This is a genomic window from Streptomyces sp. NPDC002306 (assembly GCF_053593435.1).
Genome location: NZ_JBSFCK010000015.1, coordinates 139,682 through 160,878, shown reverse-complemented (window position 1 = coordinate 160,878; position 21,197 = coordinate 139,682). Strand labels below are relative to the sequence as shown.

Genomic DNA, 21,197 nt, shown 5'->3' with positions numbered 1-21,197 from the left:
TCACCATCGGCTGCGCGCCCAGCTGTTGGCGACGCCTGTCACAGCGTGCCCGAGCCCTCGCCCTCCCGTAGGAGCCATTCCCTGACCGACGGAGCACGATCGAGGAGCTGACGGACCTGTATGCCTTCTTCGCGTGAGGTCACTCTCGACAGCGGAGTGAAGTCGTCGGGAAGTACGTCCAGCAAGCTCAGCGCGCGGTCTCCCACACGCAGAGTGATCAACAGTTCGCACCGCAGATGACGCGGAACGTCCGGGCGGTGGGACAGGCTGTGCCACAGGGCCGGCCGCAGGTAGTGGATGCCATCAGCCGCCGCAGTCGCTCGCACCCACGCTGGGTCCAACCTCTGGCTCAGACCGAGGTGCCATGCCCGCTCCTCCAGCCTGAACAGCGAGGCCGAATCGATGACTTTCACCTCGCGAGGCAACGGCTGATCGAAGTCCACCGTCCCATGCTGCCTGACGGCGCCCCAGGACGAGGAGCCGAGGTCGGTGTCGTGCACGGGGCCGCCGGTTGGCGGGACGTGATCAGCCGTGTGATCGCCCGCGACAAATCCGGCGACGTCGGCGGTCATCCCCGGGATACTGGTCGCCCATGGATGAGGTCGAAGTCGTCGTCGCCCATTCCGAGCGCGTGACCCTGCGCGTCGGCGACGTGTTCCTGAAGGTGGACGCCGATCAGGCGCGCATCGACGTCGAGGTCGAGGTGATGTCCCTCGCGCCGGTCCCGACCCCAGAGGTCCTGTGGCGCAAGCCGCCCGTACTTGCGCTCGCCGCGCTTCCGGGGACAACGGTCGGGAGCCTTGGCGGCCCGTCGACCGGGTCAGCGGCGGAGTGGGCCGCGGCGGGCGCCGCCATCCGGAAGCTGCACGACGCACCGTTGCCGCCCCGGCTCGGCCGGGCCGGGCGGAGCATCGACGCGCTGACGGCGGAACTCGACGACGAGTGCGAGTTGCTCGTGACGAATGGCGTCCTGCCCGCCGACCTGGTCACCCGCAACCGCCAGGTCGCCGAGGCCGCGCTGCGGCCGTGGACTCCGGCGTTCACGCACGGCGACCTGCAGATCGCGCACATCTTTGTCGACGGCGGCGAGGTCACCGGCATCATCGACTGGTCCGAGGCGGGCCAGGGTGACGCCCTGTACGACCTCGCCGCCTTCACGCTCGGACACGAGGAGCACCTCGACGACGTCATCGCCGGCTACGGCACCGCCGTCGACCTCGACGTGATCCGCGCGTGGTGGTCGTTGCGAAGCCTGCTGGTCGTTCGCTGGCTGATCGAGCACGGCTTCGACGCGTTCGCGCCGGGCTGTGAGGTCGACGTGCTGAGATCCCGGATGTGAGGCTGCGTGGGCACGACTGCTGTGAGTGCGTTCTGACGCGTCGAGCAGGCCATTCCCTGGGGCGCATCGCCTGCCCTACGCCCGACGAAGTGCGGCGCGCGGTCGTCGCCGGCAGCTGACGGCGCAGCCGAGGGTGGCGAACGCGTGGTGGATGTCGTGGCGGATCTCCCAGCGGACGCACAGGCGGCGGAACCAGTGCAGCAGCGCGATCGCTCCTTCCACGACCAGGAATCTTCGCGACCGGCATGCCCTGAGCGGACAACGGCACCATCTGTGCGCGCTGCCAGGTCACCATGGAGCCCGTGCCGCTGCGGTTGATCCGCAGTAATCGCTGACCCTCGTCGTCCTCGGCCTCGCGAACACGCACTCGTTCTGTCACCCATACAGCCTGGTGGCCCGATGCCGCCGGAACGTCAAGTTCAGGAGGAGTCGTCGGAGTCGGCCGCGAGCGCCTTGCCTGCGATTCCCGAGCGAGTGACGCCGTCGACTGCCACGCAGATACCGAAGACACGATCATGGCTGGTCCAGCCGTTGACGAGACCACGGTTATTGCTGATCTGCACCCGCTTCCTGGCGAGGTCCACGGACGACACCAAGTGCAAGTAGACCGTCCCTGCGACGCGGGCGAGGACGATGTCTCCGACCTCCAACTTCGATGGATCGACTGGGGCAACGACCACCTGCTGCCGACTACGGATCAGCGGGACCATCGAGGAGCCGCTGGGCCGGAACGTCACGGTGGCCCCGCCCGCGATCCTGCCTGCCACTGCGTCCAATGCACCCATCCGATAAGCGTGGCAGATTCCCCTGCGCCACCCCAACGATTTACTTCTCCGTGCTCCACCAGCGAGGCGAACGTTGCCTGATGCGGTAGTGGGACATGCGGGAGAGGACGAACGGGATCACGTGCGTTCCCCAGGCCGTCCCGTCACCTTCCTTCTTCCTGGTCGTCTGGAACGGCGCGGAACGAAGTGGAGTCGGGGCTGGCTACTGGCGCGGCCCGTGCGCGCGACTCCGGACAAGGTGGGCGCGCCGCAGCGTGCGGGAAAGGGGGGTCCGGCTGGTCGGCAGGCCGTCGAGATCCGCGGCGCATGCGGCTGCGGTCGAGGCGCGGTCCGTCACCGTGCTGACCGTGTCGGGAGCGGCTGCCGCCGGGTGCGATGCACCCCGCGACCATCGGCGCAGCCGAGCACCGACGCCTGCGGCGTAGGCCCTGGCATCGCACTCTTCGGCCCTCTGCTTTCTGACGACCAGCGTTTGGCGGTCAACAGTGTGCTGAGCACCAGTCTGTGGAGCGCGACCATCGCCGGCCCCGCTCTCGCGGGTCTTCTCGTGGGAGCGGTATCTCCCACATGGATCATCGGCCTGGACGCCGCCACGTTCGCTGTGCTCGCCTTCCAGACAAGCCGTACTGCCCTGCCCCGGTCACCGCTGCCCCCGGTGACCGGGGGAACACAGCGCGGGCTGAGGATGCTGTGCCGTCAGCCGGAACTCCTCGGCCTGCTCCTCGTGACCTGGGTGTTCAACCTCGCCTTTGGCCCCGTCGAAGTCGCTCTCCCCTTGTTCGTCTCCGACGACCTCGATGCCGGCGCGGGGCTGCTCGGCGCCTATTGGGCCGCCTTCGGTATGGGAGCCGTCATTGGCGCTCTTGCCCGCGGCGCGGCCAGACGGCTCCCTTTGTGGCCGGTCATGCTCGGCATCATCGCGGGGCACGGCGTCGGCATGGTTCCCTTCGCGCTCACGGACACCGCCCTGCCTTCCCTGATCGGTTTCGCTTTCGCCGGACTCGTCTACGGCCCCTACTCCGCGCTTTCGTTCACCCTGATCCAGGACCGCGCACCCGCCGAGCTGCTCACCACGGTGCTGGCGGCGCGTAGCGCCATACTTTTGACAGCTTCCCCCCTTGGCGCCGCGTTCGGAGGCTTCCTCCTCGACCGGGCCAGTGCCCCCGACGTCCTTGTCGGCTGCGGTGTGTTGATGATCCTCATCGTTCCCGCCGGCATCGTTGTGCTGAAACTCCACGGAAATCATCGACGACGGCATCAGCCCTCACGCCAACGGGAGTCTCGACAAGTGGCTGCGACCCCCACGCGCACCGAAGCGGCGTGACCAGCCGCCCGCCCAAGGGCCGGATTTGAGTGCCGTTGCGCTCTCTTGAGTGAGTGTCAGATTACCGAAACCATGACCGCCCTGCTTGCGAGTGCCAAGCAAGTCGTTGCAGACGCCAGCGGCTGACTGGAGCCTGCCGAAAGTGGAGACATGGCTGCAGGGACGTATCACAGGCGGTTTGCCGAAGATCGAGGGACTCTGCCCAGCAGGTCGATCTGCTTCGAGACGAGATCCGACATGATCTCCAGCATCCGTGCGCACCGCGCGCATCCCTGCGCACCCGCGCGTATCGGTGAGCATCTGCCGTCGCCGATCAATCTCCGATGGCACGGGCACAACCGGCGAGAGGTCTTCTCAGTAGGGGTCGCGCCCGCTGAAGCGGTTGGTGAGCTGGCCGCCTCTCCGCGTGATCACCCTCCATTTCCGGGTGCGTGGCGGCGGCAAACGCAGGAACCTGGTGGTATCCGAAGCGGAGTGGCGGTCGCGGTGGCCGATGTGGCATCCGGAACCCTGACGCTGTACGGGCCCGCACCGTTGCCTGCCAGCGAAAGCGAGGCGCCCTCATGCAGATGCAAGCAGCTCGGATGCACGGATACAAAGAACCCCTTCGAATCGAAGAGATTCCCGTACCCGACCCCGCGCCGGAAGAGATCTTGCTGAAGGTCGCGGCGACAGGCATGTGCCGTAGCGATTTCCAGCAGCTCGAAGGCTACTTCGAAGGTCCGTTCCCCGTGGACCTCCCCTTCATCCCCGGTCACGAGGTCACAGGCCGAGTAGCGGGCTTCGGCAGCGCCGTTCCGAAATCGGTGGGCTACTCGGAAGGTGACATGGTCGTCGTCAATCCCAGTTGGGGGGACGGCACATGCCGCCAATGCCGCGAGGGGAACGAGCAGTTGTGCAGCGGCAACGGCCGGTGGGTGGGCTTCGGCCCTCCCGGCGGTTTCGCCGAGTACATGGCCGTGGAATGCCGACACGCGATTCCGGTCTCGGAGAACGCCGCAAAGGCGCCTGAGCTGCTCGCCCCGATGACCGATGCGGGTATGACGCCCTACCGGGGTCTGAGGAAGATCCGGGACACGGGCAAGCTGGGTCCTGGCCGTACCGTCGCCGTCACGGGCATCGGAGGGCTGGGCAGCTACGGGATCCAGTACGCGAAGCTGCTCGGAGGCGGAGCCACCGTGGTGGCTCTCGCACGCAAGGACAGCAAGCTGGATGTGGCGAAGGAGAACGGCGCGGACTACGGGATCAACGTCCGCGACAAGTCCACCGAGGCCATTCAGGACGAACTGGAACAGCTCACGGGCCGCAGGACGCTGGATGCCATCCTGGACTGCGTGGGCAGCAACGCGTCCATCTCGATGGGGTTCGATCTGCTGGGCCCGGAGGGGGTGCTGGCGGCCGTCGGCCTCATGAGCCACCACGTCGAGCACAAGCAGTTCCCCTTCGTAGGAACGGAGCTGTCCTACCTCGGTTCCTTCTGGGGCAACCATCTCGATCTCGTCGAGGTGCTCTCCCTGGCCGAAGCCGGCCTCATCAAGCACAACGTCACCAAGGTCAAACTCGAAGACATCAACGAGAACCTGGACGCCCTCGGCCGCGGCGACGTCGTCGGACGCCAGGTCGTCGTCTTCGACTGACCATCACGCGGCGGCAGACCATGCCGGCAGGCCGCCCGGCCCGAAGGCAGGCGTGCTGCTCACCCGACCGGAATCGCCGGTCGGGTGAGCAGCAGCGCGCTCTGTCACCAAGCTCGCGATTCTGTCCACCTCCTCTCAAGCAGGCTGACCGGTGGGCATGACGGTGACCTGCTGAAGGTTGGCACGGCGGGGCAGTACCGCGGTGAAGGCGAGCGTCTCCGCGATGTCCTCGGCGTGCAGCATCACGTCGTGCGAGCCCGCGAACCACTCCCGGGCCCCCGCGTCGGTGATGTGGGTCTCCAGCTCGGTGATGACCATGCCCGGCTCGATCGCGGAGACGCGGACGCCCTTCTGACCGAGTTCGGCGCGCAGTGTCACGGACATGTGCGTGACGAATGCCTTGGTTCCGGAGTACACCGCGAACTTCGGGAAGATGTTCTTCGCCGCGATGGACGAGTTGTTGATCAGGTCCGCGGGGCGTCCCTCGGCCGCCGCGGCGACCAGCTGCGGCGTGAAGGCGCCGATGACGTTCATCAGGCCGGAGATGTTGAGATCGATCTGCTGCTGCCACTGGTCCTCGCGCAGCTCCTCGATCGAGGCGGGCAGCATGACACCGGCGTTGTTGAACACCAGGTCGGCCGTGCCGAGCTCGGCGGCGACACGATCGGCGACGGCGTGGACCGCGGCCTTGTCCGTCACGTCGAGGGTGATCGCCAGCGCGGTGCCGCCGGCCTTTTCGATCTTCGCGGCCAGTTCGTCGAGGCGGTCCTGGCGGCGGGCGAGGAGGGCGACCTTGGCGCCCAGGTCGGCCAGACGCAGGGCGGTGGCCTCGCCGATGCCGCTGGACGCGCCAGTGATCACGGCGACGCGGCCGGCGAGCGGGTTGTTCCGGGTGAGAGCGGACATGAGGGTCTTCTCCATGAAAGGGGTGATCGTGAGGGAAGGGGCCTGATCGGCGCCTGGTATCCACTCTGCGTCCGTCGCGCCCCCGGATCCGGCCCCCGAGCACGCACTGCTCAACCTGGGTCTGACAGGTCCACCCTGAGGGGGGCAGCAGCCCTGGACGGTCGGTGAGACTGGAGGAATGGACCACAATGTCGAGCTCGGGGCCTTTCTTCGGTCCCGCCGCGCCCAGGTGCGCCCCGAAGACGCGGGCGTCACGCCGACCGGCACCGCCCGCCGCGTACCGGGGCTGCGCCGCGAGGAGGTCGCGTACCTGGCGGGGGTGAGCGTCGACTACTACGCCCGCCTGGAACAGGGCAGGCAGCCGAACGCCTCCGACGCGGTCCTCGAAGCCGTGGCCCGTGCCCTGGACCTGGACGACGTGGAACGTCGGCACCTGCTCGACCTGACACGCACACGTACCACCCCCACCGGCCGACGAGGCCCAAATCGTCCTCAGCGGGTGCGGCCCGAGGTGCACCGCATGCTGGATCTGCTGGGTGAGTCCGCGCCCGCTCTCGTCCTCGGGCGCCGGATGGACGTACTGGCCGCCAACGGTCTCGCCCGCGCCCTGGTCACGGACTTCGACGCTCTGCCCCACCGTGACCGGAACATGGCCATATACCAGTTCCTCGATCCCGCCGCCCGGGAGCTGTACGTCGACTGGGAAGCGGTGGCGACCGACACCGTGGCCATGCTGCGCCTGGACGCGGGGCGCCACCCGGACGATCCGCTGCTGACGGAACTGGTCGGCCGGCTCAGTATCAAGAGTCCGGAGTTCCGTACAAGGTGGGCCGCCCGTCAGGTGGGGGAGAAGACACACGGCTCCAAGCGTTACCGCCACCCGCTGGTCGGCGAGCTCACGGTCGACTACGAGGTGCTCACGTTCGCGGGCGACCCCGACCAGACCCTGTGCCTGTACACACCGAACCCCGGTGCCTCCACCGACGCACTGCGTCTGCTGGCGAGTTGGACAGCGCCTGCTGTCACCTCCGCCATCAGGAGCCCGTCGCGCAGCGGCGCACGCACCGTTGCCGACGAGTCGTAGAAGCCGTATCCGCGACGGCGCCGCTACGAGGCGGTTCGAGGTCCGCCCGGGGGTGTGTCCGCCGCACACCAATCGAGGCGGGGCAAGCTCATTGGCGACAAGCTCGCCGCCATCGGCAGTGACTGGCCCGTTCTTTTCAGGGACCGGCGGACGAGCCGGTCAGCGCGCCACACGGTAGCGGAGGTAGACGACTTTCGACCTGAAGGTGCGGGTCTCGACGAGTTCGAGATCCACCCGGCGCTCGCCTCGGGGAAAGAAGGGAATGCCACCGCCGACCAGCACCGGGTAGACCATGACCCGGTACTCGTCGATCAGACCCGACGCGGCCGCTTCGGCGGCGAGAGTCGCGCCGCCGATCGCGATGTCGCCCTCCTCCGGCTCGGCTCGCAGCCGCTCGATCTCCTCCGCCAGGCCGCCGGAGGCCAGGCGGGCATTGCCCTGCACCGCCGACAGGGTGGTGGAGAACACCACTTTGGGAAGCGGATTCCAGAGCGCGGCCCACTCGAGTTCCGCGTCGTCGAGTGATGGATTCTGGTCGGCGGTCTCCCAGTACAGCATCGTCTCGTACAGCCGTCGCCCCAACAGGTGGACGCCGACCTCTCGAATGTCGTCGATCCAGAAGCGAAATACCTTCTCGTCGGGCGCCGTCCAGTCGAAATCGCCGTCCGGCCCGACGATGTAGCCGTCAAGGGAGACGCCCATCGAATAGGTCAGGCTGCGCATCAGAAGCCCTCCTCGGCAACGGGTTCCACCATACGACCGCCGGAGGCCGCGAAACTCATCGCGGTTCGCGGGATCCCTGGGGCCCGGTCCCCTCGCGAGGTCACTTCGCTGGGAGGACCGCAACGAGCGTGCATCCGCGCTCCGGACGCATGGAGGGCGGCAGGTGCTACGAGCTGCCAGATCAAATAGTGAAGAACAGCCCGATATCGCAGCGTCAGACTTCGAAGTGGTCACTGTGGAAGGCCGGGTCGGCGCCCGCCGCGCAGCCGCCGGAGGTGTCGGGGTTGTCCAGCGAGGCGCCGGGAGATGGCCGCGAGACGGGTCAGATCCGCATGCCGACGTTCTCCTTCGCAGGAGCCTGGTAGTTCTCGGCTGCCTGTCCGAGTGCCTGCTGAACGGCGTCGATGGTCTGGTTGAGTTCTTGCGCGCTGGCGTCCCAGTCGCTCAGCATCTGCTGCCAGGTCGTGGCCGCGTTGCTGCCGAAAGTGCCGGCGAGTTCGACGATGTGAGCCTTCATCTCACCGAGTTCGGTCTGCAGCTTCGCCGCGGTGTCTTTGATGTCGGTCTGGGTCTGCTGGAGCTCGGAGGAGGTCAAGTGGGCGGTCATCGTGTTCCTCTCGGTTCGTGACAGGTGCCGAAAGGCCGGGACGGCCGGTCGGCCACACAAGATCAATCAGCGTCCCAACGACACACCGGATCGCTCGGACACGGCCGCCCCACCCGAACGCCCCACGACGCCACGAAGCGATCACCGGACTGGTCTCAAGCCCGGCGTTGGGCATGAGGGATCTCGCGCACCAGGCCGGACCGGGATCCTGAGGCTGCTGTGTCCGAGGGCGGGGTGACCGGCCGTACTGCATATCGTCATGGGCGCCGGGTCGGAACTGGGGGCCCCTCCGGTGTGCAGGATGGCCACAGCGAGGTTGCCGCGCTCCAGCTCGCGTAGTACGCCACGCTCATGTCGGCCAGAGCCGCGACCTCGTTGCGGCGCAGGCCGGGAGGCGCCGACGGCTGCCGCGACGCCTGATCCGTTGGATCGGCCAGCACGTACATCATCCGACCCTCCGGCCCTCCGGCCGCCACGAGCCCCGGACCTGCGGATCCGCCGAGCGACACCACCGGTGGGCGATCGGCGAGGCGGCCGTCGACAAGGACTCACAAAATCTTCAAACTTTGTACAACCATTCCCCGGAGTGATCGTCTGACCCGTTGAGTCAACAGACTCCCTACCATCAGGGCCGCTGCGGTGGTACGAGCGATGCGTGACGACCGCCGTGCGTGGCCCTCTTCTCCTCAGTGGGGAAAGTATGCGTATTCGTGCCACTGTGGCCGCCGCTACCGGCGCCCTGGCTCTCTCCGCGTTCGTCGTGCCGGCCGCGCACGCCGACGCCGCGGCGCCTTCACGCGCGGAGGTGGCGAAGCTCTTCTCCGCCGCCCACGCCGCGTCGGGCAAGGCCGCGTTCCGGGCCCCGGCCCCGGACGACGAGCCGTACGAGATGGACGTGCAGTTCTCCAACGTCAAGATCGCCAAGTCTGTCAAGGTCGGCCCGACCGCCCATGTCGCCACGTCCGTCACCTACACGATGACCCACGGCGCCGACGTGGACATCACGGCGGCCGACTTCTTGACGGGTCCCTACATCTACCGGGGGTCTTTCGACCTGCCCGACAACATGCTGTTCGGCGCCAAGGACGCGACCTGCACGGTCACGTCGGCGACCACCGCCAGCTGCAAGGGCGCCATCGACATCTACCCGAACGACGGCGACCTGCTCAACCCGGAGGCGGGCACCTGGCGCGTTGGTGCCCTCGCCATCGCCCTCAACGGCCAGGACCTGAGCTCCCCGGACGCTGACATCACCAAGGTCGGCTGGGCGGACGGTGCCACCTCCGCGACCACGCTGGTCCAGCGTGGCACTGGGCTGTCGGTGAACGCCGCGCCGGAGCCGGTGAAGAAGGGCAAGACCCTCACGGTCACCGGCAAGCTGACGCGCGCCGACTGGGAGACCAACACCTACCGCGGCTTCACGAACCAGCCGGTCAAGCTGCAGTTTCGCAAGAAGGGCTCCACCGTCTACACGACGCTGAAGACCATCAAGTCGGACTCCGCGGGCAACCTGAAGACCACGGTCAAGGCCACGGTCGACGGCGACTTCCGCTACCTGTACGAGGGCGTCACGGTCGCCAGCCCGGCCGCGCCCGCGGGCGACTTCGTCGACGTTCGCTAACACCCGCGTCTGAAAGCGGCGGCCGCCCCTCTCCACGCGAGATCCAGGGCGGCCGCCGCCAGACCGTCCTGGACGCCGCCAACACTCCCAGGATTCTCAGGTTCTCGCTTCGCCCGTCGGCCAGGCTTCAGGGGCCGCCATGGACGCGGCGCGTTCCAACCGGCGAGCGAGCTGCCAGACGAGGGTGATCGACAGTGCGGCGGCGCAGATGTACAGACCATCGCTCAGCATGACCTGCTGCAGGACATGTCGAGCCTGGCCCGCGTTGACCGCCTTCTTGAGATCGTCGGAGGCGTCGGCGTACGTACTCGCCGCGACGAGGACGGAGAGCCACCACGCCGTGAGCAGAGGATGTCCACGATGGCGCGGTGGCTGTGACTGGCCGGCGGCCCACAGGTCGTTGACGAACATCTTGGGTACGAAGAACTGTGCCAGTGGTGTCACCCAGCCGAAGACCACCCACGCCCTGCGCCGACGCTGTCCCTGCCGCCACAGCACATCCGCGACGTCACGCATGCCGTCGAGCCAGATGCTGAATTGCAGCAGAGCCACGAGCAGCAGTGCGGTTCGCCAGCCGGCCAGGTTCCTGAAATACGTGTCGGCCTCGACCAATGGGTTGTCGACGTACGGTCCTGGCGTGTGCGGATCTGTGAGCAGTTGGTACTTGTGCCACGCTGTCAGCCCGGCCGCGGCCGTCACCAGCGCGAACGCGGCGAGCGCGCCGTAGGCGAGCCGGGCCCGCCCGCGCGGCACCCTGACTGCTTCAGCCACTTCTCACTCCCCATGTGAGCCGCCCGTTCGGACTTTCCGCAGGTCGGCAGCGGATCTTAACTCCAAGGGATGCGGATGCCACAGTCGGCCGCCAGGCCGACGAGATGACAGGGCCCCGCGCATTCACCTGCACCGTCTTGACAGCCGGAGCGCGTGGCCGCAGGCAGAGGGGCGGTCCCGACCGCGCGGAAAGGCATGCGCTTCTGGCGACACCTCCCGGCGGTCCCCCGGACGATTGTGCAGGGGAGTGTCTGAGGGGTCGCACCGGGCACCGGAGGGTGGGGAGTCAGTCCCTGGGAGTCCGGTGCGGGGCAGCCTGAGCGATGGACGCGGGGCCCTCACCGTCAGTCACTCGCTGCGCCAGGACTCCAGACGCTGTGCGACGGCGCGCAGATCGGCTTCCTGCGTCCGGATGGCCTGGGCGAGTTCGTACAGGTCATCGTCCTTGGCCTGGAGGGGCCGGCCGGAGAGGTGCATGTACTGGCTGGCGCAGGCCCAGCCGATGACGAGGTTGTAATCGGTGAACGGACGCAGCAGCAGCGCGGTGTGCAGGAAGGTCGCGGCCCGGGAGGCGATCTCCTCGTAGTACAGGACGCCGCGCTCCCGCTCGAAGGTGTGCCGGCCGGCCATGTACCCCAGGCTGCCCCAGTCCGCGATGGGCACATTCAGCGGGGAGATCGCCGACTGGATCTGCAGGACCCAGCCGACGTCGACGCGGATGACCGGGCTCACCGCTGTCCCGCGGGGAAACGGGCCTCGACGCCGGGGAGTACCCGGGCGGCTTCAGCGACCGCACCCTCCACGAAGGCGAGACGGTCGGCTTCCTCGACCGTCACGTCGTGCACATGCTGCTTCAGGCTCCGGCCCGCCAGAGCCGCCCGTTCGCGCAGCCGTGCCATCTCGTCCTCGCTGAATTCCACATTGAGTGCAGGCATGGACCCAAGGTACTTCACGTGGTACCAGACGCGGTACCTGTCTGCGTGACCGGGGTGTGAGGCGGGGACGCTGTGTGCGGAGGCCCCACGGGGGTGGCCGCACTGGCCGTACGTGCGGCGATCGACGACACCCTCCTGGCGGCCCGGGACACCTCACGTGCTTCACGTCGGCGCCCCGACGGACGATCGATCAGCGGCCCGCTGCGTGGGCAAGGTCTACTTCGGCCCAGAGGACCTTGCCGCCATGCGCCGGGCGGGTGCCCCATCTGCGGGACAGTTGGGCGACCGTGGCTAGGCCACGACCGTGCCCGTCGACATCGCGCGGGCTGTGCGTACGAGGGCAGGAGAAGTCGGCATCGGACACTTCGACGGTCAGGACCTCGTGCTGGATCAGACGCAGACCGATCGGACCGGTGCTGTGGCGGACGGCGTTGGTGACCAGTTCGCTGACGATCAGCTTCATGGTGCCCTCGAGCCCTTCCAGTCCCCATTCGGCCAGTTGACCGGCTGCCAGGTTCCGGGCGCGATGGACGACGGTGCTGTCACGGGGCAGCGTCCAGGAGGCGACCTGGGCCGGGCTGAGCGAGCGGGTGCGGACCAGGAGCAGGCTGGCGTCGTCGCATGCCACCTGATCCTCGACGGGTGCCATCGCCCGGCTGCAGAGCTCTTCCAGGGACAGCTCCGGTCGGGCGAGGGCGGCGCCCAGGCAGCGCATTCCCTCCTCGATGTCGCCCTCGCGGGTCTCGGTCATGCCGTCGGTGTACAGGGCGAGGAGGGTCCCTTCGGGCAGCTCCAGTTCCGTGGCCTCGAAGAGGGCTCCCAGCCCGATGCCGAGCGGGGCGCCGGTGGGCAGATCGGGGAAGGTCACCTTGCCCTGCGGGTCGATGATCGCGGGCGGTGGGTGCCCGGCCGCCGCCATGGTGCACCGGCGGGTGGTCGGGTCGTAGACGGCGTACAGACAGGTGGCGCCCACCACCGCGGGATTCCAGTCCGGAGTGTCGGCGTCCGCTTCAGCCAGTCGCTGGACCGTGTCGTCCAGGGCGGCCAGCAGTTCGCCGGGGGGCACCTCCATGTCGGCGAGCGTGTGGACGGCGGTGCGGAGCCTGCCCATGGTCGCGGCGGCGTTGATGCCGTGTCCGACCACATCGCCGACGACGAGGGCCACGCGGGCGCCGGACAGTGGGATCACATCGAACCAGTCGCCTCCGACACCACGGTCGATGTCGGCGGGCAGGTAGCGGGAGGCGGCCTCGACGGCCGCACCGCCACGCAGACGGTGAGGGCGCAGATTGCGCTGGAGCGCGAGGGCCGCGGTGTGCTCGCGGCGGTACTGGCGGGCCTTGTCCAACGACACCGCGGCGCGGCTGACGAGCTCTTCGGCCAGGAGCAGATCGGTCTCTTGGAAGGGCAGCGGGTTTTCGGTGCGGATGAACACCGCCACGCCCAGCAGGACACGCTGTGCGCGGATGGGTACGGCCATCACGGAATGCATGCCATGATCACGGATCCTCTGCGCCAGTGCCGGCGACTCGTCGATCCATCCGCCCGGGGCGGTGTCCACGTTCGGTTCCAGGTAGGACTTGCCGGTGCGCAGGACCTGGGCGATGGGCGAGACGGACGGTATGAGTGTCCGCTCACCGCGCACCCAAGGGGACTCCGGCGCCCCTTGGTGGATCGAGGCCAAGCCGACCCGCCGCAGAACGGGGAGGCGCTCGCCGATCGAGCCGATGCGGACCGGCGACCCCTCGCCGAACGGGACCGACTGCTCCAGATCCACGGCGACGCCGTCGGCGAACAGGGGCACGGCGAGATCGGCCAGTTCTTGACCGGTCTGCATCACATCCAGGGTGCTGCCCAGACGTGTGCCGGCCTTGCCAAGGACGGTGAGGCGCTCGTGCTCCCGCCGGCTCTCGGTGACATCGACACTGATGGTGCACCCTCCCAGCGGCCGGCCGTCGGCGCCCAGGAGGCAGGAGAACGAAACCGCGAGCGGGCGCTCCTCGCCCAGAGGTGTCGGCAGCCACGTCCGGTATTCGTGGACCTTGTTGCTACCGCTCCTCAGCACCCGCCGCATCATCGCCTCCGTGGCTTCGGTCTCGGCACTGGGACACGAGTCGGTGATCCTGAATCCGAGACGCCGGCCACGAGGGACGCCGTCGTGGCTCTCCATCGCGTCGTTCACCCAGGTGCTACGCAGCTCCAGGTCACGAAGGGAGACACCGATCGGCGCGTGGTCAAGGATCGACCCCTGCACCAATACGTTCACCGCGTCGCCGGACGGCGCGCCGATGTTGGTCGCGGACGCAAGCCACCGCACTGCTCCGTCCTGGCCCCACAACATCGAGATCCGCATGCCGACGGCGAGCCTGCGACCGTCCCGGTGGCGCACCGTCGTCGTGCCCGACCAGCCGTTCTGTGCTCGGCACTGCTCGACGTACGCCGACATCGTCGGCGCCACCCCGAAGCGTGGCAGGACGAGTGAGGCGGACCGGCCGACCACCTCACCGGCGGAGTATCCGACCAGGTGCTCGGCGTCCTGCGTCCACGCGACCACCGTCCCCTGCTCGTCGAGCAGCGCGAACGCCGTGTCTGATATATCGGATGCGTGTCTCGCTTGATCGATGCTGATCGTGGTCCTGGTCATGGAGCTGTCGTCCTCGGAAGGCTTGCGAATGGGTCATATGAGACATAAAAGTAAATTTGCCTCGTGCGGTGCAATGACAGGACAGTGCTCTGCCCTGTGACAACGTCGCAGCCGTGGCCGATGCCGGTTCGGTCACGCCAAGCCCGCTGACGGACTGCGAGGCGGACGCGGCAAGTGGACGGAAAGCGTGCTGCACCCTGGGGGTGGCGATCAGGGAGCAGGCATTCTGTGCGGCGGGCCGGTCGGCCTTGGCGAGGTGACCTTCTGCGGCGGCACGGTCCACTTCGACGGGTCGACCTTCGCGGGCGGCGAGGTCAACTTCTACGAGGTGACCTACTCCGGCGGTACGGTCCAGATCTCCGGGGCCGGAGGTCTCGGGCGGCACGGTCGACTGGACGGACGCAGCGCCCGCGCGCGGTCGGCTCGCGGGCGGTGGGCAAGTCGGGGTCCCTCGGTTCGAGGTCGGCGGCACGGATTTTCACCCTCGGCTGCACTCCTGTCCGGGAGTGACGAGACGTGCGCCGGGAACGAGCTATGCGCCGGCGTTGCCCTCACGCAGGGAATGGATCATGCTCTGCAGGATCCGGAACGCGCCCGACTGTTCGGTCTCGGTCATGCCGGCCAGCATTCTGACCTCGACGGACCGGACCGCTGCGCTCGCCTTCTCAAGGCTCTGTAGACCGCGAGGCGTGAGCCGCGTGGGAAGGGCCTTCCCGACGGGTGCCTCCGCGGGCCTGGTCACGTAGCCGTCTCGTTCCAGGGCCTGGAGCAGCACGTTCATCGACTGCCGTGTCACGAACGCGCCCCGCGCGAGCTCGGAGTTCGACAAGCCCGGTCGTTGAGCAAGCAGCTCGAGGCAGGAGTAGTGCGTCACGCTCATCCCGAGGGGCCGCAGCACCTCCTCCATGGCTGCGCGGAGGACGCTCGACGCCTCTTTCAGCAGGTAGCCCAGCGACGTCTCCAGGTCGACACCGTCTTGATTCATGTCAGAAGTCTGACATAGATTGACCTGTGTCAGAAAACTGACACGAAACGAGGGAGCGTCATCATGCCCGCCACCGGACCCGACTTCATCTCGCTCCAAGCGCGCGACCTCGACGCTTCGCAGGCGTTCTACGAGCAGTACCTGGGCCTCGTCCGCTCGCAGGCCGGACCTCCGCACGCCGTCGTCTTCGAGACGAAGCCGATCGCCTTCGCACTCCGCGACGTCGTTCCCGGTACCGATCTCGCATCCGTTGCTCAGCCCGGTATCGGTGCCGCGATCTGGTTCCACGCCACAGACGTCCAGGCCATTCACGATGCTCTCGCCGCCGACGGTCACACCATCGTCTCCGAACCGATCGACGGCCCCTTCGGCCGGACATTCACCTTCGCCGACCCCGACGGCTACCAGGTCACTCTCCACGACCGCGCCTGACCGGCCGAACGCCGCCGGACGATCACTGATCCCCGAAGACCGTGGTTGCGCCCCAGGCCAGTGCGTGACGCTACCTTCTGTCCCGCTGACCTGGCGACGTTCTGCCGGCCAGATGACCTCGGCTGGGAAGTGATCGGCCAGGCTCCGCACCCGCTACGAGCGACGCGCAGATCTCCATGAGGACCTGCTGGAACTGGCTTGCGGCCTCATGTGTCTGCGCCGCCTGTGAATCCGTCCCTGATGAATCAGTTGGCTACGCTGAACCACCTCGGCCGCACCTCGTTCAGAAGCGGTTGCAGCGACCGCACTGCGGACCGCAGGTCCTCATCCGTGAGATCAAGAGGCTCCGGCAGGCTCAGCCCATACCGGCGCAGCCGCCAGAGGTCGAAGGTTTCGCTCCCGTCAACTGCGAAGTCCACGTCGACCTCAGCGCCGTTGCCGCTCACGAAGCGGCACCCTGCCCCATGAACCGTGTAGGAGTAGGCGCCGATGTGATCACTCCGGCTGATCCGGCGCGAACGGGCCAGGCCGAGGACGTCTGCCAGTCGCTCGAGCGAGGGGATTGCCGCCCTCATGGCCTCATCGATCGCGTCCAGAGTGTGGACGTAGCCAAGCACGAGATCTCGCGCAGCCTCAGCCCGTTCCATATGGCGCCATCCCTCAAGGTCGTGACTGAAGGGATTGTTCCATGAGGCCGTCGGCATCTCCGCAGGACGGAATTCCGAAACGATCAGTACCGCACACCACAGCCGCCACTTCCGCTGGCTGTGTGCGGAAACGCCTGCCACGTGCCGATCGGGTCCGGGTCGCTTGGTGAGGGTGCCGTCGGGCGGATGCTGCCGTCAGTCGTCGGCGCGGGTCTTTTTTCGGGCTCGGTATGCGGCCACGTTGTTCTTGTTGCCGCACATTTCGTATGAGTGCCAGCGCTGTGTGCGGCTGCGCGTGGTGTCGTAGAAGACGTGCTCGCAGTGCTCGTTGGCGCAGGCGCGGATGCGGGGCCAGGTGCCTTCGGTCACGAGTTGCGCCACCGCGAGGGTGATGCCGCCGACCACGGGGTCGCCGTCCACCTGCTGCAGCCCCGTCCCGGGTGCCGAGAATGTATGCCGGAGCGTGACGGAGGAGGCGCGTTCGGTGAGTTCCGCCCAGCCGGGCGCCGCTGCGGCGCTGTCCGGTGCGGCGACGATGGTCATGAGGGTCGCGCGCAGGGCGCGGATGTCGGCGAGGCGCTCCGGCGATGGCGGCGCGGCCGCTTCGGGGTGGCCGAACGGCCGAAGGAGGGCGTGTGCCGCCTGATCGGCGTGAAGCGTGTCGAGGGAGTCGGTTGCGGCGTGCGGCCGGGAGTTGAGCAGGTCCACCATCGCCGCAGCGGTCGCCGGGATCCGCCGTGCAGGCTCCGATGCTTCATCTCTGGCCATTTACCCATCCTAACGGACATCGCCTAGTGGAAAAAGAAACTTACATCGCACAGTGGCGTGTGTCGCACAGTAATGGTCTACTGAAGAAAGAACATTTCGCCTGATGTGATCTTCGCTGTCGGCGACCAGCGCGGACTCGCGCGGACACGCCAGTTTCTCCGGCGGAGCCATCCGCGGCGCTCGATGACACGAAGGGTCATCCCGACCCAGGCGGGTTCCTGGAAAGGAAATGAAGATGACTGCGATCAAGACCCGGTTCCGCACGATCGACGGGCTGTCCATCCGGTACGCCGAGAGCGACACGCCCCGCGATGGCCGCGAGGCTCTGCTGCTGAGCCCGTGGCCGGAAAGCCTGTACGCCTATGACGCCAGCTGGTCGAAACTGGCCGAGCGCGCCCGTCTGACAGCGGTGGACCTGCCGGGATTCGGGCACTCCGAACTCCGCGAGGACCTGCTCTCCCCGCAAGCCATGGGGGACTTCATCCTGCGCATCGCCGACGAGTTCGGGCTGGACGCCCCGCACGTCGTCGGCCCGGACATCGGCACCAGCGCGGTGCTGTTCGCCGCGGCGCGGCGTCCGGGCCGGTTCCGCAGTGCGGTCGTGGGAACGGGTGGAGCGGCGGTCCCGCTCCGGCTCGGAAGCCCGCTGAACGAATGGGTGCATGACGAGGACCTGTCCCCGTATCGCGCCTTTCCCCCCAAGGCCGCCGTCACGGTCGCTATCGACAACATCGCGGGCTACGAACTGCCGGACGCCGTGCGTGAGGACTACCTCGCGTCCTACGTGGGCCAGCGCTTCGTCGACCAGATGCCCTACGTCCGCGGGTACCCTGCCGAACTGCCGATCCTCGGTGGCCTGTTGCCCGGCATCGAGACGCCGGTCCAGATCATCACGGGCCGCAACGACCCGGTGGTGCCGGTGGCCAACGCCGAGTACCTGCACGAGCACCTGCCCCACAGCAAGCTCGATGTCCTCGACGCGGGCCACTTCGTCTGGGAGGAAGCCGCAGACGACTACGCGGCCGCCGTCACCGGATGGTGGCAGGCGAACTGACCCTCGCGCCGGACCAAAGAACCGGCATCCGCCCGTCGTGTCGTCGGGCGACAGGCGGATTGCGCCCCGAGGCGTGGGGTGTTGGGCCATCGACGGTCAGCGTGTACAACTACCCTCCTGGGACCTGGGCGGTCTTCGGCAAGCACGGCCCCTGCCCGAGCGCCCTCCAGGAGCTGTGGCGGGACGTGTTCGCGCAGTGGTTCCCCTCGAACCCTTGCGTGAGCCAGCTGGGTCCGGAGGTCCTGACGTCCGTGTCCCCGGGTGCCCGGACACGGCGGCGTGTTCGGGCACCCGGGGGTGGAGCGCTGTCGGCGGTTCCCGTCCGCTATCCGGTGTTGCCGCCGCGGTTGTGCCAGGCGCGGACGGCTCCGCCGTCGTAGATGACGACGTAGTCGGCCTTGCCGTCGCCGTCGACGTCCCGGAACGTGGTCTTGTCGCCCGGGTAGCCGGTTGCGTTGACGAAGTACAGCTCCTTGATGAAGCTGCCCGCGCCCCCGCCTCCGTTGTTGATGTAGGCGTGGACGGCCCCGGTGCTGCCGACGATGAGGTAGTCGTCCCTGTGGTCTCCGTTGACGTCGGCGAGCCGGAGCTGGTCGCGGGAGCCGCCCTGGACGCCCCCGGCCCAGTTCAGCCACTCCTTCCAGTGGATGGTGCCGTCGCTGTCGGGGGTGTTGATGTAGGCGTCGACGGCCCCCGACTCCCCGACGCGCAGGAAGTCGGCGCGGCGGTCGCCGTTGACGTCGGCGAAGCGGATCTGCTCGCGGGTGGCGCCGCGGACTCCGGGGGCGATGACGCCCAGGTTGCGCCCGAAGTACGGGATCTGGTCGTCGTCGCCCTGCCGCCCGTCGTTGAGCCAGGCCGTGACAGCGCCCTCCTCGCTGACGTACAAGTACTCGTCGCGGCCGTCGCCGGTGACGTCGGCGAACCGTACGCCGGCGCCGAAGCCCGACGTGCCCATCGGCGGGAAGAGACCGCGCCCGGGGGTGGGGTCGGCCCAGTGCGGGTGCAGGAGGTCCGCCCCGGGGGTGTTCAGGGCGGCGCACACCGAGCCGTCGTCGCCGATCTTGACGTAGTCGGCGCGGCCGTCGCCGTTGAGCTCGACCAGGTCCGTACGCCCGGTGCACCGGTTCATGCCGGGGGCGATGACACCGATGGCCTCCCAGCCGGGCCCGGCCTTGCTGGTGTCGTCGTCACTTGAGCCGCACGCCTTGCCGGTCCCGCTGTGGGGGTCCGCCAGCCAGCCGTCGGCTGCCGCCTGGGCGATGCCGTCCAGGAACACGTCGGCCATCTTGCGGTACCCGGCGTCGTTGGGGTGTGCGGGCTGGGCGAGGTCGGCGGTGGTCACCGCGCTCATGTCGAGCAGCGCGACGTGCTTGCCGCGGTCGCGGAAGCCGTCGACCATCGACGGTAGTTGGGCGTTGTAGGCGTCGATCAGCGGTTGCAGGCCGGGCTTGGTGGCCGGGACGAGATCGGCCACGAGTACGGTCGCCTCGGGAGCGTCGTCGAGCACCTGACCGATCAGGTTGTTGAGTCTCGCCGGTGCTGATGCGACGTCGTGGTTCTGGTTGAGGTCATTGGTGCCTGCGTGAAGGGTGACCACGCTGGGCCGTTGGGAGGGTACGGAACAGTCCGCGACCTTGGCGATCTGGTCGATCCGCCAGCCGGGATGACCCTCGTTGTCGCCGTCCGGCATCGTGCCCGTGCGCACCGATCCGACGAAGTCGACCGACTTCGTCGCCCGCTTCAGGTCGTCGTACAACGGCGCCCGGTAGCCGGCACTGGTGGAGCTGCCGACGCCGGAAGTGATGGAGTCGCCCAACGGCATGACCGTGACGGCCCGCTTGCTCAACTCGCCCACGCCGCGAGGGCTGTCCGAGGAGCCCGCTCCACTCCCGCAGATGTTCTCGTACGGTTCGGACCACAGGCGGCTGAAGGTGGTGGAGGCGTCGATGATCTCGACCCGGTACGGCCTGACGTCACCGCTGCGGAACCAGCCGAGCAACTCGTCGTGGTCCGCCTGGAATCCGGCCGGATCCGTCGGCCATGTGCTGGTCGGTTCGATGGAGAACAAGTATCCGGCGGCATCCCGGTCCACTGCCCGGTCGTTCCTGCTACCGCCCCACGGCGTACCGTGGATGAACCAGTTTCCGTGGAAGTAGTCCCCATGCACCCCGGTGCCGTGCTCCCACCTGGGCCCCATGGTGTCGTAGAGGTAGCAGGCGATCCTGGCCTTGTTCCTCAGGTGCACCTGCTTCGCGCAGGTCCCGCCCCAGAACCAGTCGTTCCAGATGAGCTTCTCGGCCAGGGGGTGCTCGGCGTCGATCTCCCAGACGCAGTGCACCTGTCCGCCGGCTTTGAGGTTGGGGAACTCCTTCTCCTCCCACGTGTTGCCGTCACGGACGCAGCTGCCCTTCACGACCCAGGCCTGGTAGCTGGTCTTCTTGGCGTACTCCCGCGACGCGAACCGCCAGATGTCCTTGGCCGGATCGGGGGCGTCGAAGGACGGCATCTTGACGCCTGCCTCCCGCAGCCTCATCTCCAGGGTCTTGCCGCCGCGCTCCCGTGCGAGCTGCTCGGCCGTGCCCTTGACGCTGTCCTCCTCGCCCGCGCACTTGCCGGTCCTTCCCGTCCAGAAATAGTTGGTGCTCGGGGCACTGTCCAATGCCCGGCTCACCTCCTCCTGGGTCGGAATGTCCGCGGCTTCGGCCTGCGGCGCCAACGCCAGCAGCGAGGCGAGCATCGCCAGTACCAGCAAGGGGACGACGGGTAACGCGCGCACGGTCCGCCCCGGGACGGCCAAGCCGCCCTGAGGTCTGTGCGAGCCGGTCAAACGGGGCACGATGATCCTTCCTGGTCATGGGGTGACGACACGTCAAACAAACGCGGCGGAGGGCGTGTTCGCCTCCACCCTGCCTATGCCTACTGACTGGCCCCC

Annotated in this window: 21 protein-coding genes and 2 pseudogenes; 8 read left to right on the top strand and 15 right to left on the bottom strand. The window is 68.0% G+C overall.

Annotation, left to right across the window (positions count from 1 at the left end; all coding sequences use genetic code 11):
• Positions 1-38 precede the first annotated feature (38 nt).
• Positions 39-572 carry a hypothetical protein gene (locus tag ACWCQK_RS26800; RefSeq protein ID WP_451159063.1) on the bottom strand — a complete coding sequence of 178 codons (534 nt, stop codon included), beginning with the start codon at positions 570-572 and terminating at the stop codon, positions 39-41.
• A 20-nt stretch (positions 573-592) separates the two neighbouring features.
• Between ACWCQK_RS26800 and ACWCQK_RS26795 the strand changes: the two genes are divergently transcribed.
• Positions 593-1,339, top strand: coding sequence for a phosphotransferase family protein (locus tag ACWCQK_RS26795; RefSeq protein WP_451159061.1), 747 nt, complete (start codon positions 593-595; stop codon positions 1,337-1,339).
• Positions 1,340-1,414: 75 nt separating this feature from the next.
• On the opposite strand, the gene ACWCQK_RS26790 is transcribed toward ACWCQK_RS26795, so the two are convergent.
• The 3 genes and pseudogenes from ACWCQK_RS26790 to ACWCQK_RS26780 form a co-directional block, all read right to left on the bottom strand.
• Entirely contained in the window at positions 1,415-1,561 is a 147-nt protein-coding gene (locus ACWCQK_RS26790) for a hypothetical protein (RefSeq protein ID WP_451159085.1), read from the bottom strand.
• A 7-nt stretch (positions 1,562-1,568) separates the two neighbouring features.
• Positions 1,569-1,718 (bottom strand): annotated as a pseudogene (locus ACWCQK_RS26785) (IS630 family transposase); the annotation flags it as partial.
• Positions 1,719-1,758: 40 nt separating this feature from the next.
• Complete coding sequence (locus ACWCQK_RS26780) at positions 1,759-2,124, bottom strand: S26 family signal peptidase (RefSeq protein ID WP_451159059.1); 366 nt, start codon at positions 2,122-2,124, stop codon at positions 1,759-1,761.
• An 88-nt stretch (positions 2,125-2,212) separates the two neighbouring features.
• Here ACWCQK_RS26780 and ACWCQK_RS26775 point away from each other — a divergent pair, with 88 nt between their 5' ends.
• Together ACWCQK_RS26775 and ACWCQK_RS26770 are read left to right on the top strand one after the other, a co-directional pair.
• Positions 2,213-3,448 carry an MFS transporter gene (locus tag ACWCQK_RS26775; RefSeq protein WP_451159057.1) on the top strand — a complete coding sequence of 412 codons (1,236 nt, stop codon included), beginning with the start codon at positions 2,213-2,215 and terminating at the stop codon, positions 3,446-3,448.
• A 563-nt stretch (positions 3,449-4,011) separates the two neighbouring features.
• Positions 4,012-5,085, top strand: a complete 1,074-nt coding sequence (locus ACWCQK_RS26770; RefSeq protein ID WP_451159055.1) for an NAD(P)-dependent alcohol dehydrogenase — start codon at positions 4,012-4,014, stop codon at positions 5,083-5,085.
• Between the two features lie 135 nt (positions 5,086-5,220).
• On the opposite strand, the gene ACWCQK_RS26765 is transcribed toward ACWCQK_RS26770, so the two are convergent.
• A complete protein-coding gene (locus ACWCQK_RS26765) occupies positions 5,221-6,006 on the bottom strand; it encodes an SDR family oxidoreductase (RefSeq protein WP_451159053.1) in 786 nt (261 codons plus the stop codon).
• A gap of 163 nt (positions 6,007-6,169) precedes the next feature.
• Here ACWCQK_RS26765 and ACWCQK_RS26760 point away from each other — a divergent pair, with 163 nt between their 5' ends.
• Positions 6,170-7,075 carry a helix-turn-helix transcriptional regulator gene (locus ACWCQK_RS26760; RefSeq protein ID WP_451159051.1) on the top strand — a complete coding sequence of 302 codons (906 nt, stop codon included), beginning with the start codon at positions 6,170-6,172 and terminating at the stop codon, positions 7,073-7,075.
• 159 nt (positions 7,076-7,234) lie between these two features.
• Here the strand turns inward: ACWCQK_RS26760 and ACWCQK_RS26755 are convergent, their stop codons facing one another.
• Together ACWCQK_RS26755 and ACWCQK_RS26750 are read right to left on the bottom strand one after the other, a co-directional pair.
• A complete protein-coding gene (locus ACWCQK_RS26755; RefSeq protein WP_451159049.1) occupies positions 7,235-7,798 on the bottom strand; it encodes a dihydrofolate reductase family protein in 564 nt (187 codons plus the stop codon).
• A gap of 322 nt (positions 7,799-8,120) precedes the next feature.
• On the bottom strand, positions 8,121-8,405 hold the full coding sequence (locus tag ACWCQK_RS26750) for a WXG100 family type VII secretion target (protein WP_451159047.1): 285 nt from the start codon (positions 8,403-8,405) through the stop codon (positions 8,121-8,123).
• A 718-nt stretch (positions 8,406-9,123) separates the two neighbouring features.
• On the opposite strand from ACWCQK_RS26750, the gene ACWCQK_RS26745 reads away from it, so the two are divergent.
• Positions 9,124-10,026, top strand: a complete 903-nt coding sequence (locus ACWCQK_RS26745; protein WP_451159045.1) for a hypothetical protein — start codon at positions 9,124-9,126, stop codon at positions 10,024-10,026.
• Between the two features lie 96 nt (positions 10,027-10,122).
• Here the strand turns inward: ACWCQK_RS26745 and ACWCQK_RS26740 are convergent, their stop codons facing one another.
• From ACWCQK_RS26740 to ACWCQK_RS26720, 5 genes are all read right to left on the bottom strand, one after another.
• Positions 10,123-10,797, bottom strand: a complete 675-nt coding sequence (locus ACWCQK_RS26740) for a DUF4328 domain-containing protein (protein WP_451159043.1) — start codon at positions 10,795-10,797, stop codon at positions 10,123-10,125.
• A 348-nt stretch (positions 10,798-11,145) separates the two neighbouring features.
• A complete protein-coding gene (locus ACWCQK_RS26735; RefSeq protein ID WP_451159041.1) occupies positions 11,146-11,529 on the bottom strand; it encodes a hypothetical protein in 384 nt (127 codons plus the stop codon).
• Positions 11,526-11,732: a hypothetical protein gene (locus ACWCQK_RS26730; protein ID WP_334661266.1), complete on the bottom strand. Its 207-nt coding sequence runs from the start codon at positions 11,730-11,732 to the stop codon at positions 11,526-11,528. Before ACWCQK_RS26730 ends, ACWCQK_RS26735 begins: the two co-directional genes overlap by 4 nt.
• A 190-nt stretch (positions 11,733-11,922) precedes the next feature.
• Positions 11,923-14,376, bottom strand: coding sequence for a SpoIIE family protein phosphatase (locus ACWCQK_RS26725; protein WP_451159039.1), 2,454 nt, complete (start codon positions 14,374-14,376; stop codon positions 11,923-11,925).
• Between the two features lie 532 nt (positions 14,377-14,908).
• A complete protein-coding gene (locus ACWCQK_RS26720) occupies positions 14,909-15,361 on the bottom strand; it encodes a MarR family winged helix-turn-helix transcriptional regulator (protein ID WP_451159037.1) in 453 nt (150 codons plus the stop codon).
• A 63-nt stretch (positions 15,362-15,424) separates the two neighbouring features.
• On the opposite strand from ACWCQK_RS26720, the gene ACWCQK_RS26715 reads away from it, so the two are divergent.
• Both ACWCQK_RS26715 and ACWCQK_RS26710 read left to right on the top strand, forming a co-directional pair.
• Positions 15,425-15,793, top strand: a complete 369-nt coding sequence (locus tag ACWCQK_RS26715; protein WP_451159035.1) for a VOC family protein — start codon at positions 15,425-15,427, stop codon at positions 15,791-15,793.
• A gap of 139 nt (positions 15,794-15,932) precedes the next feature.
• Positions 15,933-16,022 (top strand): annotated as a pseudogene (locus ACWCQK_RS26710) (IS5/IS1182 family transposase); the annotation flags it as partial.
• 16 nt (positions 16,023-16,038) lie between these two features.
• Here the strand turns inward: ACWCQK_RS26710 and ACWCQK_RS26705 are convergent.
• Positions 16,039-16,440 carry a DUF6896 domain-containing protein gene (locus ACWCQK_RS26705; RefSeq protein ID WP_451159033.1) on the bottom strand — a complete coding sequence of 134 codons (402 nt, stop codon included), beginning with the start codon at positions 16,438-16,440 and terminating at the stop codon, positions 16,039-16,041.
• 195 nt (positions 16,441-16,635) lie between these two features.
• Positions 16,636-17,208: a CGNR zinc finger domain-containing protein gene (locus tag ACWCQK_RS26700; RefSeq protein WP_451159031.1), complete on the bottom strand. Its 573-nt coding sequence runs from the start codon at positions 17,206-17,208 to the stop codon at positions 16,636-16,638.
• Positions 17,209-17,443: 235 nt separating this feature from the next.
• On the opposite strand from ACWCQK_RS26700, the gene ACWCQK_RS26695 reads away from it, so the two are divergent.
• Positions 17,444-18,262: an alpha/beta fold hydrolase gene (locus tag ACWCQK_RS26695; protein ID WP_451159029.1), complete on the top strand. Its 819-nt coding sequence runs from the start codon at positions 17,444-17,446 to the stop codon at positions 18,260-18,262.
• A 325-nt stretch (positions 18,263-18,587) separates the two neighbouring features.
• Here the strand turns inward: ACWCQK_RS26695 and ACWCQK_RS26690 are convergent, their stop codons facing one another.
• Positions 18,588-21,041 carry a GDSL-type esterase/lipase family protein gene (locus ACWCQK_RS26690; protein WP_451159027.1) on the bottom strand — a complete coding sequence of 818 codons (2,454 nt, stop codon included), beginning with the start codon at positions 21,039-21,041 and terminating at the stop codon, positions 18,588-18,590.
• Positions 21,042-21,197: the final 156 nt, after the last annotated feature.

Bases quoted from the DNA above. Each gene is read 5' to 3' on its own strand.
- ACWCQK_RS26780 (WP_451159059.1), bottom strand. From the start codon at position 2,124: ATGGGTGCATTGGACGCAGTGGCAGGCAGGATCGCGGGCGGGGCCACC.
- ACWCQK_RS26695 (WP_451159029.1), top strand. From the start codon at position 17,444: ATGACTGCGATCAAGACCCGGTTCCGCACGATCGACGGGCTGTCCATC.
- ACWCQK_RS26705 (WP_451159033.1), bottom strand. From the start codon at position 16,440: ATGGAACGGGCTGAGGCTGCGCGAGATCTCGTGCTTGGCTACGTCCAC.
- ACWCQK_RS26700 (WP_451159031.1), bottom strand. From the start codon at position 17,208: ATGGCCAGAGATGAAGCATCGGAGCCTGCACGGCGGATCCCGGCGACC.
- ACWCQK_RS26750 (WP_451159047.1), bottom strand. From the start codon at position 8,405: ATGACCGCCCACTTGACCTCCTCCGAGCTCCAGCAGACCCAGACCGAC.
- ACWCQK_RS26765 (WP_451159053.1), bottom strand. From the start codon at position 6,006: ATGGAGAAGACCCTCATGTCCGCTCTCACCCGGAACAACCCGCTCGCC.
- ACWCQK_RS26795 (WP_451159061.1), top strand. From the start codon at position 593: ATGGATGAGGTCGAAGTCGTCGTCGCCCATTCCGAGCGCGTGACCCTG.
- ACWCQK_RS26730 (WP_334661266.1), bottom strand. From the start codon at position 11,732: ATGCCTGCACTCAATGTGGAATTCAGCGAGGACGAGATGGCACGGCTG.
- ACWCQK_RS26720 (WP_451159037.1), bottom strand. From the start codon at position 15,361: ATGAATCAAGACGGTGTCGACCTGGAGACGTCGCTGGGCTACCTGCTG.
- ACWCQK_RS26770 (WP_451159055.1), top strand. From the start codon at position 4,012: ATGCAGATGCAAGCAGCTCGGATGCACGGATACAAAGAACCCCTTCGA.
- ACWCQK_RS26725 (WP_451159039.1), bottom strand. From the start codon at position 14,376: ATGACCAGGACCACGATCAGCATCGATCAAGCGAGACACGCATCCGAT.
- ACWCQK_RS26760 (WP_451159051.1), top strand. From the start codon at position 6,170: ATGGACCACAATGTCGAGCTCGGGGCCTTTCTTCGGTCCCGCCGCGCC.
- ACWCQK_RS26715 (WP_451159035.1), top strand. From the start codon at position 15,425: ATGCCCGCCACCGGACCCGACTTCATCTCGCTCCAAGCGCGCGACCTC.
- ACWCQK_RS26755 (WP_451159049.1), bottom strand. From the start codon at position 7,798: ATGCGCAGCCTGACCTATTCGATGGGCGTCTCCCTTGACGGCTACATC.
- ACWCQK_RS26800 (WP_451159063.1), bottom strand. From the start codon at position 572: ATGACCGCCGACGTCGCCGGATTTGTCGCGGGCGATCACACGGCTGAT.